This is a genomic window from Streptomyces capitiformicae, from assembly GCF_002214185.1.
In the GTDB taxonomy this organism is placed as follows: domain Bacteria; phylum Actinomycetota; class Actinomycetes; order Streptomycetales; family Streptomycetaceae; genus Streptomyces; species Streptomyces capitiformicae.
This window is the reverse complement of record NZ_CP022161.1, coordinates 9511853-9526673: the sequence shown is the minus strand read 5'-3', so window position 1 is coordinate 9526673 and position 14821 is coordinate 9511853. Positions and strand designations below refer to the sequence as shown.

The following is a 14821-nucleotide window of genomic DNA, read 5'->3' as shown; positions in this document are numbered from 1 at the left end:
GTCAGGGAGATGTGGGAATGTCGAGAGCGAGGCCGGTTCCGGTAATGAAGCCGTCGAGGGTTTCTGGCCGGTGCTGGAGGCGTTTGAGCCGGTTGCGGACGAGCGTTTCCAGGCGGTCGAGGGCTACGACGGCGAGATTGGCCAGGCTGCGTTTGACGTGTGCCCATACCCCCTCCACGGGGTTGAGGTCGGGCGAGTAGGCGGGCAGCAGGAACACCGTCAGCCACTCACGCTCGGCGATCAGCTCACGCATGGCGTGGGAGACGTGGGTGTTCAGGCGGTCCCACACCAGCACGATCGGCGCCTTGACGAGTTGGTGCGTGCCGTCGATCAGCGCGATGAAGTCGCGTTCGCCCATGCTACGGCGCTTACCCTTGCCGGCAGAATGGGTGCGCAGGCGGTGGCACAGCCGCGTGCGGGAGCCAGGTCGCATAGCGATCAGTCCGGCCACGGACAGGCGTCCCGAGCGCCGCCCGCTCACCGTCACCTGCGGTGTGCGACCGTGCCGGCCCCAGGTGCGTCCTCTGGGCGGCCGTCGGGTGAAGCCTGCCTCGTCCTCGAAGCAGATGTAGCCTCCGCAGGCCGCCCGGGCTCTTTTACCTCGGCCCAGGTCGCCTCCTTCCAGATGGTCACGGCGTTCTCATCACGCTCGGCGACCCGCCGTGCGGGCACCTGCGGGCTGAAGCCGAGCCGGTGCATCAGCCTCGTCGCCCCGGAGACGCTGTAGGAAACGTGGAACTTCCTGCCTATCAGCGTGGCCACCCGCGCCGCCGTCCACACCTGGTCCTCCACCCAGCCATGCGCGGCCGGTCCCTGCTCCAGGTAGGCGGCCAGCTTCTCCAGGCAACGCGGCGACAGACGGCATCTCGATCCACTCGGGCCGCGTGAGGCCAGAGCCTGCGCACCGCCGTCTCGCCACAGCTGGTGCCACTGGTAGGCCGACTTCCGGCTCACCCGCAGGCACCGTGCCACCTCCGGCGGCTTGATCTTCTGCTCGAACAATTCGGCCGCCTGCATCCGTACCGTCTCCCGGCGCTGACGTCCCCCAACGGTCAGCCCGCCCCCATCCGCATACCTCACACACCACGGAATACAACCAACCCCGCAGATGGATCCGGAACTTCAGCAGAGATCACCCTGACGAGCCGAAGTCAGTAAAGGCAATCTCTGGGAGGTCCATTACGACCCCTACGACCTCTCGCACGTCTGGGTACGCGACACCCGGGCCGGAGGATGGGTCACCGTCCCGTGGACCCGGCTGGGCACGGTCTCGGCCCCGTTCGCCGACTTCACCTGGCGCCACGCACGGTCACTCCTGGCCGCGCGGGGAGCGGACACCACCGACGAGGGCGCCATCGCGGCGGCGGTCGAGGATCTGCTGACCCGGGCCGGGGCAGGACCGGACCGGCGGATCGCCGCCCGCACCCGGGCCGCCTCCGCGATCCCCGGCCGCCCGCCCGCAGAGGTCTCACCGGAGACGGTCGAGGAGCCGGAGCATGTCACCGTCCCGCCGGCCGCCACCCCGAAGATGCTGGCCATCGAGTTCGCCCGGTTCATCGGCCTGCCTCTGCCGTCCCGCTACAGCCAGGTCGAGGTCACCAACAAGGTCTGTGATCTGCTCTGCACCCTCGGCTGCCGTCTCGTGCTCATCGACGAACTGCACAATCTCGACATCGGTACGCGGGTTGGCGCCGAGGCATCCGACCAGATCAAGTACCTCTCCGAGCGCATCCCCGCGACCTTCGTCCTGGCCGGTGTCGATGTCGAGGGCACCGGTCTGTTTGCCGGACGGCGCGGCGGACAGATCGCCAGCCGCTACAGCCTCATCCCCACCAGCCCATTCCGCCACAAGACCGAGGAACAGCGCAGCTCTTGGCGATCGCTGGTCGCGACACTGGAGGAATCCCTGCGGCTGCATGCCCACCGGCCGGGCACCTTGCTGAAGCTGAGCAGCTATCTTCACGACCGCACCGGCGGCATGATCGGGAGCCTGTCCCACCTCGTCCGCGAAGCCGCCCTGGACGCCATCCTTGACGGCAGCGAGAGAATCACCCGGGCGTCGCTGGAACGGGTCGACCTGGACGAGAGCGCCGAGCAGCAGAACCTCCCGCGAGCACGCCGGCGCCGGACCCGCATCGAGAAACGGACCGCGTGATCACCCGGCTGCGGGCGCTACCGCTCAGGCCGCCGCCCGTTCACGGCGAGACGATCGGCTCCTACCTTAACCGGCTCGCCGACGCCAACCACCTCACCATCGGTCACCTCTCGTCCCTGATCGGCCCGTCGCGACAGCACCGCCGTGACGACAACCGGGTCGGCTACTGGACCCCGGAGGGGCTGTCGCGGCTCGCCGCCCTGACCAGCCGGAGCCCGGCCTCCCTGATCCACGCGATGCCCCCACTCGGCACAATCGTGAACCCGATCCGGCGGCTGCCGCTGTCCGCCACAGAGGAGGTCATCGAGCCGCGGCGCCGCCCGGCCTGCCGCCCCTGCATGGCCCGCCGCCACGTCCGCGGTCTCGTCATCCGCAGCACACCGCACCATGAAGGCGTCTGCCACCGGCACCGCCGATGGCTCCTCGGAGACGAACAGCACAGACTCACGCGACTGCCTGAGGTTCTCCAAGCCAACCGCCGACATCAGCGGATCGCTCGCAGAGGAACCCACCCCTCCACCGCGCTGGCCTACGTCGGTGCCCGCGACCGCCTGATCAAGTGGTTCACCAACGAAGTCGGCAGCCCGCTGCTTCGGCAGCGTTGGAACCGCCGACTCGACGCGCTGGGCGAGGACCCGTTCGGTGATCCCCACCGTCCCTCCGAAACCCGGATCGAACTGGTCGCCTATCCCGAAGTCGTCGTTCTCACCGGCCTGTTCGCCTCACCGCACTGGCGAAACCACCCCCGGCTGCCGACCGAGACGGCACAACGCTTCGGTATCGCTCCCCAGGAACTCCCGTCGGACCTGGGCCGGAAACGTGACTGAGCGCCTCATGGCCGCGGGGCCCGGGATCGGCTGGGCCGGTGTGTCAGACCCAGCCCTTACGATGCTCAGCTGTGACCGATGACGTGCTCAACTACTGGCAGCCCGGCCCCTTTACGACTTTGGATGCGGCGCAACTCCCGCTCATCGAGGGACTGCCAGACGACCCCGTCGGCATCTGCGCCGCCGTTCAGGGACTGGTCATCCAGCCCACAGACGCCGCGGCGTTAGGGATTCCCGAGGACCGGATCGCAGAGAAGAACATCCGGCCGGTCAACGAACTGATTGCCGCGCTGACTGCCCTGGATCCGGCTCCACTGCACCGGCCTCGAACGCCCGAAAAGCGGGTGATCGGCACCTGCCGGCACTTCGCCACGATCGCCTGCGCGATCCTGCGGGCGCGAGGTGTCGCCTCCCGCGCCCGGTGTGGTTTCGGCACCTACTTCCAGGAAGGGCGCGGCTTCGACCACTGGATCACCGAGTACTGGGACGATGGCCAGCGCCGATGGGTACGCGTCGACACCGAACACCTCGGCAAGAACTTCGTCACTCGCCCAGACGACCTCGCTCCGGGCGAGTTCCTCACGGGCGGCGAGGCATGGGCCCAATACCGAAGCAGCATGATCGATCCGCACACATTCGGGGTGGTCGGCACCGATCACGCCTGGGGTCCGCATGAGATCAGCGGCAACGTCGTCCGCGACCTCGCCGCACTCTGCAAGCAGGAGACACTGAACTGGGACGAGTGGGGCCGCATGACCGCGGCCTACGAGGGCAAGACCGGACCGGACTACGACCAGCTGATCGACGTGGTCGCCGGCGCATGCTCCAAGGACGATCCGTCGGCCTTGATCCGTCTGTCCGCCAACCCGGACCTGGCCGTTCCCCAGCACATCATCGGTTGAGCGAGCTCGGGAACCGACTGGCGGAGGTTCAGTCGACGCCGAGCGCCGCAGTGGCCAACTGCGGCGCGCAGCCACAGGAAACTGCCACCTTGAGTGCGAACCCTGAAAGCAGGCGTCTCACCATCCTGACGATTCCCAGCTCAGGAAGCACCACCCCGCCGTGATCGATGAGACGCGCACTCGGCGCTGGCCGCAGCCCTTCCGGGACGCCTCGTCTCGCCCTCCGTGAGTCGCGACTCAACCTGTCACCCCGCAGGTCAGCGGCCTCACTCCTTCAAGATCTAATGAGACGGGACATCTTCGCGTAGCGCTGAGCGGGGAACCCGAGCGACAGTTGGTTCTTCTGGGTCAGCTCGCGCCGAGCAGGGGAACGCCGTGCCCTCAGGCGCGGGGGTGTGACGCCACTGCCCGAGATCCGCGGACTGTGCACCAGGTCGGCCCGACTTGCCCGATGTGCTCTGGGCTCGCGAGGCCCATGCGCATCAGAGGGCACAGGTAGCTCATGGCCCGTTCAACTCGCCTATGGCTAGCGGGCTTTGTGTGTCCAGGTTCTCTGGCCCGGCTGGGTGGCGACTGCGTATCCCGCATCTCGGATTTCATCAGATGGTGTGGTTCATCTGTGGTTTAGCCGTTTCGCTGATCTTGTCCGCTGATGATCGAGGAGTGCCCGGTTGCCGGCTTGGGGGAACGTGTTCGTGGTCTCCGGCGTGCCTGGCCGCATGCACTGTCCGACCAAGAGAAATGGTTCATCGTGCATTTGACTCCGCATGAGCGGGAGCGCCTGTTGATCCATGTCGCGGCCGACGTTGCGCAAAGGCGCCGCGAGCGCGGGCTGCGCCTCAACTATCCAGAAGTGATGGCTCTGCTGACGGTGCACGTCTTTGAGGCGGCGCGCGACGGCAGGACGGTCAGCGACATCATGGACTCGGGTCGGCAGTTGTTCACCCGTGATGAGGTGATGGACGGCGTCCCGGAGATGATCAAGAACGTCCAGGTGGAGGCCACCTTCCCGGACGGCACCAAGCTGGTCACCATCCACGACCCGATCCCGGAGGGTGCAGAGGAGAGCGAGGACCACTCGGTCCACCCGGGCAAGGTCGAGCACCCCCAGCCGCCCCGCAAGCCAGGCTCCCCGGTCGACTGTGGCGACAGCGGTGACTCGCCTGTGTGTTGCGACGAGGACGACACCGTCTCCCGGTTCGACGCGATCTACTTCAACGTGCACCTCGACGGGGACCAGCAGGGCGTCAGTCTGCAGAGGGACGCCACCTCCTTGCCGGGGCCGGGAAGGACGAAGATCAAGGTGAAGAACGAGTCGGACCGCCCCATTCAGGTCGCCTCCCACTATCACTTCGCCGAGGTCAACCCGGGGCTCAAGGTCGTCAGCATCGAGGTCCCTGCCGGTCAGACAGTCCCGGATGACCGCAGTCTGTGGAACTGCGATGCGGCGAAGGGCCGACGGCTCAACATCGCCGCCGGCACGGCCGTGCGCTTCGAGCCGGGCGACGAGTGCTGTGTGGAACTGGTGCAGATCCAGGGTGATGTCACGGCCGGCGGCAGCAACACCAGCGACCTGACCAAGATCCAGGGACTGCGCGAGGGGATCGTCCGATGAGCAATCAGGGACAAGCCCCCGGCCAGGCGCCGAAGCTGGTGAAGGGCCGGCCGAAGCCGAGCAATGAGCTGATGCGGGCGGATTACACCGCGCTGTACGGGCCGACCACGCGGGACCGGGTCCGGCTCGCCGACACCGACCTCGCTCTGGAGATCGAGGCCGACTGGAGCGGAGGCCCTTCGTACAGCGGCAATGAGATGGTCTTCGGCGGCGGCAAGGTGATCCGCGAGTCGATGGGAATGTCGCACCTCGCCAGGGACGGGAGGGACGGCAAGGGCAAGGCCACGGACCACAGGCCCGTGGACACCGTCATCACGGGCGCGCTGATCCTCGACTGGTGGGGCGTGGTCAAGGCCGACATCGGCATCCGCGACGGCAGGATCGCGGCCATCGGCAAGGCGTACAACCCCGAGACGATGGACAAGATCACGAGCTTCGAGATGCCGGATCGTGGGCCTACGCAGGAAGCCCCGCCGGTGACGCCGACAAACTTCGTCATCGGGCCGAGCACCGAGGTCGTCTCCGGCAACGGGCGGATCCTCACCGCGGGGGGTGTGGACACCCATGTCCACTTCATCTGCCCCGGGGAGATCCACGAGGCGCTGGCTTCGGGTGTGACCACCTTGATCGGCGGCGGCACCGGACCGGCCGAGGGCAGTACCGCCACCACCGTGACCCCGGGCGCATGGCACATCAGGCGGGTCTTCGAGGCGCTGGATGAGTTCCCGGTCAACATCGGCCTGCTCGGCAAGGGCAGCACGATGAACGAGCACGAGCTCAACGCGCAGGTGGACGCCGGTGTCTGCGGCTTCAAGATCCACGAGGACTGGGGCGCCACACCCGCGGTGATCGACCGGGCCCTGGATGTCTGTGAAGAGCGCGGTGTCCAGCTCGCTCTGCACGCCGATTCGCTGAACGAGTCGGGGTTCCTGGAGAGCACGCGGGCGGCCTTCACCGGCGACGGCAGGGACGCCGGGGGCAAGTTCACGAAGAAGAAGGCACGCTCCATCCACATCTTCCATGTCGAAGGTGCCGGCGGCGGTCACGCGCCGGACATGATCGAGCTGGTCAAGGAGCCGAACGTGCTGCCGGCCTCGACCAACCCGACGCGTCCTTTGACGGTCAACACCGTCAAGGAGCACGTCGACATGATGATCGTGTGCCATCACCTCAACCCGGAGATTGAGGCGGACATGGCCTTCGCCGACTCCCGGATCCGGCCGTCCACGATGGCGGCGGAGGACCTCCTCCACGACATGGGTGCCATCTCGATGATGTCCTCGGATGCCCAGGCGATGGGGCGCATCGGCGAGATGATCATGCGTACCTGGCAGACCGCGCACGTCATGAAGGCGCGCTACGGCCCGCTGCCCGAAGACCTGCAGAGCGCGAAAGTCCGAACGATCCGCGAGGACAACGAGGACCACAAGGACAAGCAGCACTCCTTCAACGACCAGCAGCGGCAGCCGAACGACAACTTCCGGGCGCGCCGGTACGTCGCGAAGTACACGATCAACCCGGCGATCACGCACGGCATCGACGGCCACGTCGGCTCCGTGCAGACGGGGAAGCTCGCCGATCTGGTGCTGTGGGAGCCGAAGTTCTTCGGCGTCAAACCGCACATGGTCCTCAAGGGCGGCCAGCTCGCGTACGCGCAGGTCGGCGACGCCAACGCGTCGATCCCAACGCCGCAGCCCTACCAGCCGCGCCCGGTCTGGGGCTCCACCGGCCGCTCCCCGGGACACAACTCGGTGAACTTCACAGCTCCGGGCGTGGCCGGCAACCTGAACGGAGACGGCACCGGCAGTCATCCGGGTCTCGGTCTCGACAAGGACTTCGTGGACATCACCAGCACCCGGCACGTCACGAAGGCCGACATGAAACTGAACGACACCGTGCCCGACAGCCTCGAAGTCGACCACAACAGCTTCGAGGTCACCATCGGCGGCGCGACCACGACCGACACCCGCACCGAACTCAATGGTGCGACCGTGCCGCGCTCCTACGTCACCGAAGTACCCCTGGCACAGCGGTACTTCCTCTTCTGAAACCGCCCCCTGCCCGGCCGCCGGAGCAACAGCACCGCGGCCGGGCCCCCGGGCGGGCAGGCCGCGCCCGCCGACGCTCGACACACCTTCCGACCCTGCGAAAGGCAGCCGCTCACCGATGAGCCGTGCAGCCCTGCTCCTGCTGGCCGACGGCCGCTTCCCCGCCGGCGGGCACGCCCACTCCGGCGGCGTCGAAGCCGCCATCGCCCACCAAGCCGTACACGACACCGACAGCCTTCAGGCATTCTGCCGCGGCCGTCTGCACACCACCGGCCTGACCACGGCCGGCCTGGCCGCCGCAGCCGCCGCCGGAGTCGACCCGCTGCTGCTGGACGCCGCCGCCGACGCACGCACCCCCGCCCCCGCGCTGCGCGCCGTCGCCCGCCGGCTCGGCCGGCAGATGATGCGCGCAGCCCGTGCCACCTTCCCCTCCGAGGAACTGGAACGGCTGGCCGCCGAACGTCCCCAGGGCGCCCACCAGCCGCTCGTGCTGGGCCTCGCCGCCCGGGCCGCCGGGCTCACCCCACTGGACGCCGCCCATGCCGCCGCGTACGAGAACGCCGGCGGCCCGGCCACCGCGGCAGTGCGCCTGCTCAGCCTCGACCCACTCGACGCCTCCGGGCTGCTGGCCCGCCTCAGCCCCGACATCGACGCCGTCGCCGAAGCTGCCGCCCAGGCCGCGGACCGCGTCGCAGTCGAGGGCATCAACGCCCTGCCGTCGGCGTCCTCGCCGCTGCTGGACATCACCGGTGAACAGCACGCCGCCTGGACCATCCGGCTCTTCGCCTCCTGACACCTTCCTCTGCCCCCCTGGAGTTCTTCGTGCACCTCGACCACCCCGATACCATGCCGCAGCGCCACACCCACAGCGCCGAGCCGCTCCGCCCCGACGGCCGCCGAGCCTTCCGGGTCGGCCTGGGCGGGCCCGTCGGCTCCGGCAAAACGGCCAGCGTCGCCGCGCTCTGCCGCACCCTGCGCGAGAGCTGGTCCATCGCCGTCGTCACCAACGACATCTACACCCGCGAGGACGCCGAGTACCTGCTGCGCGAGGCCGTGCTGCCGCCCGAGCGGATCACCGCGGTGGAGACCGGCGCCTGCCCGCACACCGCGATCCGCGACGACATCTCCGCGAACCTCGAAGCCGTCGAACACCTGGAGGAGACCCTCCACCCCCTCGACCTCGTGCTCGTCGAGTCCGGTGGCGACAACCTCACCGCAACCTTCTCCAAGGGCCTCGTCGACGTGCAGATCTTCGTCATCGACGTCTCCAGCGGCGACGACATCCCCCGCAAGGGCGGCCCCGGCATCACCACCGCCGACCTCCTCCTCGTCAACAAAACCGACCTCGCCCCGCACGTCGGCGCCGACCTCGCCACCATGGCCGCCGACGCCAAACGGCAACGCGGCGACCTTCCCGTTATCTTCACCAGCCTCACCTCCGACGGCGGCGTCCGCGAGGTCGCCGACTGGATCACCGCCCACCTCACCGAGTGGCACACCAAGGCAGCCGTATGAACCCCGCCCCACAACTCACCACGGACCAGGCAGCGTTGACCGGACCACTCTCGGGCACCGACGCGCCCACCGGGCACCCGCACGGAGTGCGGGCAACAGCCCGCATCCACGCCACATACAACGGACGCACCACCACCCTTCCGCAGCTACACAGTGACGGCCCGTTCCACCTCCGACGCATGCGCACCGACAAGAACACCGCCAAGGTCGGGATCATCGGCGCGATGAGCGCCCCCCTCGGCGGCGACCGGCTCACCATCGACGTCACCGCCGGGAACCGGGCCGCCCTGGAGATCACGACAGCCGCCGCCACACTCGCCCTGCGCGGCCCCACCACCGCCCCAGCCCACTACGACGTACGGCTCACCGCCGGCGAACACACCAGCCTGCGCTGGCTGCCCCAGCCGCTGATCAGCGCCGTCGGCAGCAACCTCCGGCAGACCTACACCGTCGAACTCGCCACAACCTCCCGGCTGTTACTGCGAGAGGAACAGCTCCTGGGCCGGGCCAACGAGGAAGCGGGCCACCTCGTCAGCCGACTCCTGGTCCACCGCGCCGGAAGACCACTGCTCGACCAGCAGACGGCATACGGGGACCCAGAGCCCGGCTGGGACGGCCCAGCCGTCCTGCACGGACACCGCGCTGTCGGCCAACTCCTACTCGTCAACCCGGAGATGGACACTCCCCGCGACCCCGTCCTCCTCCGCCAGGGCTCCCGGGACGGGTGCGCCGTCCTCACACCGCTGGCCAACGGCCCGGCACTGCTCGCCACCGCCGTCGCACCAACCTCCTCGGCCCTGCGGGAACTCCTCGACGAAGCCCTCGCACACGCCCTCCACAAGTAGCCGCCGCCCCTCGGCCGACGGCCCTCGTCCTCACCGCAGCCACAACCTTCCGCACGGTGCGCCGGCAGCGCTAAAGGACAAGATCGTGAGACAGAAATGCCGCGTCCCTCGAATGAGACGGTGAGTGAAACCCAGGTCACCACGTTGGAACAGGACATTCCGATTGCGGGCCTACACGCCTCAAAGCCATCGAGCGCGAGACCGAAGTCGCCTGATACCTCTACACGTTCATCCGTACGCGACTCTGCACCTCAGCTCGTACGCCGACAGTAGGCCGCGTTGAAGTGCGTCTACATGGCGATCATGGCCACCGGCGACCTCGGCGCGCATCCCTCGATCCCACCGGCAGGGGCCAGGCCCGCTGGACCATGCGCTGGAAGACCGCGCTGAACGCCTTCGACATCACCTTCGACGGTCGACTCTCAGCAGTCCGCCAGTAACCCAACCACCCTGGTCACGCCGTTCATTTGACAGACCCTCACTCGGGCGCGGATAGGGTCGTGATCGTCCGCGAGCGGGGGGCGACGGCGCATCGAAGATGAGGGTCCGCGGGCCTGTCGGCCGCCCCCGCACCTGGCCGGATGCCGTCGCCGGGGACAAAGTCCACTCATCCCGGGACAACGGGCCCCAGTATCGCGAAGATGTCGCGTAGTTTGGGCTTGCTGTTGGCAGCCGTTTGTCGAATGCCTTTCTTGCCGGCCGGTGTGACGGCGGTGGCGTGGTGTTCGGCCTTGCCGACGCCCAGGCCGAGGTATACATCGATGTCGCCGGTGTCGATCACGTGCGGTGTCCTCCGGTCGTACTCGTCCGGCCCTGCCGCGGCACGGATCGCCACTGGGCGGTCTGTCAGTGCCTCCGGAGCCGGTGACACCACCCCCCAGGCCATGCACACGACAAGGGTAGGTAGTCATGAATGCCAGCTCTGAAGGCCAGTAACGCCGTTGTAGGGCTACGAAGACGGTAATGCCGGGGGGAGTGGCTGTTGGGTGGCATAACAGTCGTTGCCCTGCCAGTGGCTCATCGCCCCTTGCGCCAGTGCTCGAAACGCGGCTCGGGCGTGCACTCCAGGCTGTACGAGGGGAGTTCCTCGGCGAGCAGTCTGCGCAGGAACTCGACCATGCCGCAGGGGACGACCTCGCAGGTCTGCGAGCCATGACGGGCGAAGAGCAGGACGGGCCACTTGTCGGGGTCGGGATCGCTGGTCAGCCAGCACAGCATGTCGGCGTGGGACGTGTAGCCCCAAGCGAGGATGTGCTCCGGGTCCAGGTCGAGACCTTCTTGGTCGGCGCCCTCCTCTTCCCAGGTCAGACGAGCGTTCCCCGTCTCGTCCTCGAAGTCGTCGGGGGAGTGCTCGTAGGCCCCGGTGGGAAACGGCCCGAGGATTGCGACCTCGCCGATCTCCTCCTGCGAGCCGATCCCGCCGACGCCGTACACGGCCATGAACTCCATGTAGTCCCGGGGGAACCTGGTCCCCCACCGTGCCTCGGCCGCCTTCCAGTCGATGTCCTCGCCCGCGCCGGGGGGCGGAGGCAGCAGCTGCTGCAGTGCGGTCATCCCCGTTGGTTCTTCCATGCCGGTGCCCCTTCGAACAGGCCTGCGAGAGTCTGGTGCTCCAGTTTCGCAGCGAAGGGGTTCGAGCCGCTGGCGAATTGGTGGGTGATCGAGCGGACCTCGGGCTAGCTGATGCAGCACCGTCGCCTGGCGCGGGACTGCGAAGCCCTCCCGCAGAGTCCCGCACGATGATCCACTGGGCGGTGGCCGCACGTCGTCCTGGCAGACACGGGGGAGCACCTGCTCGACAACCGCCTGAAGGCGCTCGCCGCCGCGGTGCGCGGCATCACCATCGAGATCTGGGCGACTACCCTGCTCCGGCTCCAGCGCGGTGAGCCCTGGTACGAGATCGGCCTCGACGATCCGGACCGGCGCCGCTCGCGTGACCCCGAACCGGTCCAATCGAGCGCATAGGGTGTCGGCATGTCACTGAGCCACATGGTCCTCTCGTCCGGTCGTTCGATCGAGCTCACCGAGCTGCGGATGTCCTCGACCTATCGGGGGATGCTGGAGGGCTACCCGTGCAAGCGCATCAACGACATGAAGGTCAGTGGCCTCCGGCGGGAGGCCGAACGCGCGTTTTCCTTCGCGCCGGTCCATCTCATTGCGCCCTTCCGCGAGTACCCGGACGAGACCGCTGGCCCCTTCGGCCCTGTTGAGGTGCTGCCCTCAGTGGCTCGCATTGGTGTTTTCAGCTCGACAGCGATCGCTTCTGAGCTCGACCCGGTGCTGCGCCAGTGCGCTCTCACCGTGGCCTGGTTCCAGTCCGCCCCGGATGTACCGTCGGGCGAGGACGCTGATCTTGTTCTTCGCAGCATTCGCTGGGAAGAGCTTGCCCAGGACTACGAGCTGTAGTGGAGGCATGGCAGGATCGCGGCCATGTCCCTCGTGCAGCCCGTGAGGGCCGGCTCGGCGACGTCTTGGACGCGCGGATCGGGATGTGCTGCGAACCGCTGAAGCCGAGCCCTCTTCACAGGGGCGAGTCGGCCTGCGTTGTTCCACGTCTCCGCCTCGGCGCCATCCGATGTGCGCGCCACCTCGCTCAGCACCTGGAGGGTCCGGCTCGCCTGCTCCGAGTGGGCTCGGAGCAGGCGAGCCGCCCACTGTTGGGCTTCCTTGCGGCCGGCGCCCGGCCTCGGCCGGGCGGAAGACGCGTACCGGCCGAGGAAACGATGTGGTCGAACTGGAGCGGCAAGAGGCGGGCGAGGAGGTCGTCGGTGACGGGGAACTGCCAACGCCTGGCCGATCACCTGCTGTTGATGCTCACCCCGCGTCCTGCGCAGCCCACCTCGCACCGGGACGCCCGACTGTTCGGCCTGCTGCCACAGGACCAACTGCCCGCAGCCGAGGCACGGCTGCAGGAGACGACCGTCGTCCGCTCGCCCAGCGTCTCGACCCCGACTGCATTCCCGCCCCCTGCGGTGTGCCGCAAGACCTCGCCCACCCACCGCTACGACGTCGCCGCCGTCAGCGCTCTCGCCGGCGGTCGCCTCGGCGCCCGCGTCGACGAAGGCCGCGCCGCCCTTGCTGACACCCCGCCCCGCCCGCGGCCGCCTCAGGGCTGGGAGGTTGGTCCCGAAGCTCAGGGCCGTTCCGTCGCGATGGTCGGTGACGGCGTCAACGACGCGGCCGCGCTCGCCCAGGCCGACCCGGGGGCTCGCCGTGGGCAGCGGCACGGGCGCCGCGATCGAGGCGGGCGGCCCCACCCTCGTCCAAGTGATGTGTGTGCCGCGGCGGACGCCATCCGCCTCGCTCGCCGGACGATGGGTACCATCCGGTCCGACCTGTTCTGGGCGTTCGCCTGCAACGTGGCCGCGCTGCCGCTTGCCGCGGCCGGCCTGCTCAACCCGGTGATCGCCGGGGGCGGCCATGACCTTCTCGTCGGTCTTCGTGGTCGGCAAGCCCCTGCGCCTGCGGACGTTCCGAGCCACCGGCGGTCTGAAGAGGTCCGGGAAAGGTCAGTCCGTGACGACGAGCAGTTCGTTGCGCCCACTGCGCCATCGGATGGTGACAGCCCCGTCGGCGACCGCGACGTCCAGTACGGTGCGGGAGTCGACCCGCTCGGGTGCGGTCAGCTCCGGCAGCCGCAGGGTGTGCAGCGGGCGTCCGGTGTCCGCGTCGAGGACGAGCAGGTCGGCACCGGTGAGGGTGTCGGCGTCCCCGTATCGGAAATCCTTTTGGCGGACGACATATACGCGGCCGTTGGCGATCGCGGGCTCGCCGAACGCCTGGCGGGACGGAGCACGTAGCGTCCACAGCGGGTGTCCGTCCTCGAGGTCGTAGGCACTCAGCACAGTGTTCGAGTCGATGTCGTAGATCTCCGGGTCAAGGTACGAGACCAGGAGTCCGTCGCCCGCGACGGTCGCCCAGGTCTCCCTCACCCGGATCTCGCCCCGCTCAAAGACCCCGGCGCGGCTCACGTCGAGCAGGTCGACGCGCGGGATGAGCCGGTCCGGGTCGAGGGCGACCAGGGTGGCCTCGTCGCCGACGACCAGGTCGTCCGCCAGGGAAGGCCGCTCCCACAGCAGGGCGCCGGTGCGGTCGTCGACGCCGAGCAGGAGTTCGGCGCTCTTCTCGACGTCGGGCGTGGTCGAGGGCTGGCCGGCGTCCTTCTTCGGGGCGCTCAGCGTGTCGCAGCTGACCCGGATCACGGTCAGGTGATCCGGGAACGCGTAGGCCGACAGGATGGGCGTTTCGTCGCAGGAGCGGCGCGGCTTCACGGTCCACAGGGTGCGGCCGTCGAGCTCGGAGAGGGCGCGCAGGCTGCCGCGGACGTCGATGACGACTTGGCCGCGGCCCACGGTCCCGGTCGCGGGGCGACGGCTCTTGGCCCCCGGAATCCGGGTGTGCCACAGCGGCCTGCCCGTCCGCAGGTCGACGGCGGTGAGCTTCCGGTCGGGGAACCAGATCACGACGGTGCGTTCCGACGCCTGGAGCCACGCCCCCGTGACGGTCGTGTCCCGGCGCTCATAACGCCAGTACCGCTCGCCGGTCCGCAGGTTCACCGCCCGCACACCGGAGTCCGTCGACCGCAGCCCCAGTCCGTGCACCAGGACCTCGTCGCCCGGCGTACGCCGGATGACACGCTCGGGCGTGGCCTGGGCGTCGGCCCCGAGCGCGGCGGGGAAGGTGCCCCGCGCGCCGGTCACCAGGTCGGGCTTCTTCTCGGTGGTCGCCGACCGGTCGTACCACTGCGCCAGCAGGACGAACGCGGCGCCGAAGGCCACGACGAGCAACAGCGTGTCCCAGGCCGAGCGGCCCATGCGCACGCGCGCCACGCCACGAATCACCGCAGCCCCCAACCCGGCAGCGCGCCCGATCACCACGACCGGCGGATGAGGGATCCTGCATCACCCACGCACC

General features: G+C 68.7%; 13 protein-coding genes and 3 pseudogenes. 11 read left to right on the top strand and 5 right to left on the bottom strand.

Annotated features, from left to right (window positions below):
* Position 1 precedes the first annotated feature (1 nt).
* Together CES90_RS52525 and CES90_RS42805 are read right to left on the bottom strand one after the other, a co-directional pair.
* Positions 2 to 1080, bottom strand: a protein-coding gene (locus CES90_RS52525; protein WP_444545343.1) for an IS630 family transposase whose coding sequence is annotated in 2 segments (ribosomal slippage) — positions 2 to 579 and positions 579 to 1080 — 1080 coding nt in all. Because the reading frame shifts where the segments join, the coding sequence is not laid out codon by codon here.
* A 108-nt stretch (positions 1081 to 1188) separates the two neighbouring features.
* A complete protein-coding gene (locus tag CES90_RS42805) occupies positions 1189 to 1539 on the bottom strand; it encodes a hypothetical protein (RefSeq protein ID WP_189788420.1) in 351 nt (116 codons plus the stop codon).
* Here CES90_RS42805 and CES90_RS42800 point away from each other — a divergent pair.
* The 9 genes and pseudogenes from CES90_RS42800 (at position 1529) to CES90_RS42765 (ending at position 9907) form a co-directional block, all read left to right on the top strand.
* Complete coding sequence (locus tag CES90_RS42800; protein WP_229914498.1) at positions 1529 to 2155, top strand: TniB family NTP-binding protein; 627 nt, start codon at positions 1529 to 1531, stop codon at positions 2153 to 2155. The two genes, CES90_RS42805 and CES90_RS42800, sit on opposite strands and share 11 nt — an antisense overlap.
* Positions 2152 to 2982, top strand: a complete 831-nt coding sequence (locus tag CES90_RS42795) for a TniQ family protein (RefSeq protein WP_189788421.1) — start codon at positions 2152 to 2154, stop codon at positions 2980 to 2982. Before CES90_RS42800 ends, CES90_RS42795 begins: the two co-directional genes overlap by 4 nt.
* A 71-nt stretch (positions 2983 to 3053) precedes the next feature.
* Positions 3054 to 3884 (top strand): transglutaminase-like domain-containing protein, encoded by an 831-nt coding sequence (locus CES90_RS42790; protein WP_189788422.1) that lies wholly within the window; start codon positions 3054 to 3056, stop codon positions 3882 to 3884.
* Positions 3885 to 4635: 751 nt separating this feature from the next.
* Positions 4636 to 4932: pseudogene (locus CES90_RS50660) on the top strand (urease subunit gamma); the annotation flags it as partial.
* A gap of 117 nt (positions 4933 to 5049) precedes the next feature.
* Positions 5050 to 5499 carry an urease subunit beta gene (locus CES90_RS42785; RefSeq protein WP_232791433.1) on the top strand — a complete coding sequence of 150 codons (450 nt, stop codon included), beginning with the start codon at positions 5050 to 5052 and terminating at the stop codon, positions 5497 to 5499.
* 71 nt (positions 5500 to 5570) lie between these two features.
* Entirely contained in the window at positions 5571 to 7547 is a 1977-nt protein-coding gene (locus CES90_RS42780; protein WP_189788433.1) for an urease subunit alpha, read from the top strand.
* A gap of 118 nt (positions 7548 to 7665) precedes the next feature.
* Positions 7666 to 8340 (top strand): urease accessory protein UreF, encoded by a 675-nt coding sequence (locus tag CES90_RS42775; RefSeq protein WP_189788423.1) that lies wholly within the window; start codon positions 7666 to 7668, stop codon positions 8338 to 8340.
* 29 nt (positions 8341 to 8369) lie between these two features.
* A complete protein-coding gene (ureG, locus tag CES90_RS42770) occupies positions 8370 to 9062 on the top strand; it encodes an urease accessory protein UreG (protein ID WP_189788424.1) in 693 nt (230 codons plus the stop codon).
* Between the two features lie 179 nt (positions 9063 to 9241).
* Positions 9242 to 9907: an urease accessory protein UreD gene (locus CES90_RS42765; RefSeq protein WP_229914500.1), complete on the top strand. Its 666-nt coding sequence runs from the start codon at positions 9242 to 9244 to the stop codon at positions 9905 to 9907.
* Between the two features lie 628 nt (positions 9908 to 10535).
* Here CES90_RS42765 and CES90_RS42760 read toward each other — a convergent pair.
* Positions 10536 to 10688, bottom strand: a pseudogene (locus tag CES90_RS42760) (IS110 family transposase); the annotation flags it as partial.
* Between the two features lie 236 nt (positions 10689 to 10924).
* Positions 10925 to 11479, bottom strand: a complete 555-nt coding sequence (locus CES90_RS42755; RefSeq protein WP_189788426.1) for an SMI1/KNR4 family protein — start codon at positions 11477 to 11479, stop codon at positions 10925 to 10927.
* Between the two features lie 402 nt (positions 11480 to 11881).
* Here CES90_RS42755 and CES90_RS42750 point away from each other — a divergent pair, with 402 nt between their 5' ends.
* Both CES90_RS42750 and CES90_RS50655 read left to right on the top strand, forming a co-directional pair.
* A complete protein-coding gene (locus tag CES90_RS42750; RefSeq protein WP_189788427.1) occupies positions 11882 to 12313 on the top strand; it encodes a hypothetical protein in 432 nt (143 codons plus the stop codon).
* A gap of 722 nt (positions 12314 to 13035) precedes the next feature.
* Positions 13036 to 13387: pseudogene (locus tag CES90_RS50655) on the top strand (heavy metal translocating P-type ATPase); the annotation flags it as partial.
* Positions 13388 to 13416: 29 nt separating this feature from the next.
* Here CES90_RS50655 and CES90_RS42745 read toward each other — a convergent pair.
* Complete coding sequence (locus tag CES90_RS42745) at positions 13417 to 14685, bottom strand: outer membrane protein assembly factor BamB family protein (protein WP_208921578.1); 1269 nt, start codon at positions 14683 to 14685, stop codon at positions 13417 to 13419.
* Between the last annotated feature and the right edge of the window lie 136 nt (positions 14686 to 14821).

Excerpts from the sequence above, each read along its gene's own strand:
- CES90_RS42800 (WP_229914498.1), top strand. The coding sequence starts at position 1,529 with ATGCTGGCCATCGAGTTCGCCCGGTTCATCGGCCTGCCTCTGCCGTCC.
- CES90_RS42805 (WP_189788420.1), bottom strand. The coding sequence starts at position 1,539 with ATGGCCAGCATCTTCGGGGTGGCGGCCGGCGGGACGGTGACATGCTCC.
- CES90_RS42780 (WP_189788433.1), top strand. The coding sequence starts at position 5,571 with ATGCGGGCGGATTACACCGCGCTGTACGGGCCGACCACGCGGGACCGG.
- CES90_RS42775 (WP_189788423.1), top strand. The coding sequence starts at position 7,666 with ATGAGCCGTGCAGCCCTGCTCCTGCTGGCCGACGGCCGCTTCCCCGCC.
- CES90_RS42765 (WP_229914500.1), top strand. The coding sequence starts at position 9,242 with ATGCGCACCGACAAGAACACCGCCAAGGTCGGGATCATCGGCGCGATG.
- CES90_RS42755 (WP_189788426.1), bottom strand. The coding sequence starts at position 11,479 with ATGGAAGAACCAACGGGGATGACCGCACTGCAGCAGCTGCTGCCTCCG.
- CES90_RS42750 (WP_189788427.1), top strand. The coding sequence starts at position 11,882 with ATGTCACTGAGCCACATGGTCCTCTCGTCCGGTCGTTCGATCGAGCTC.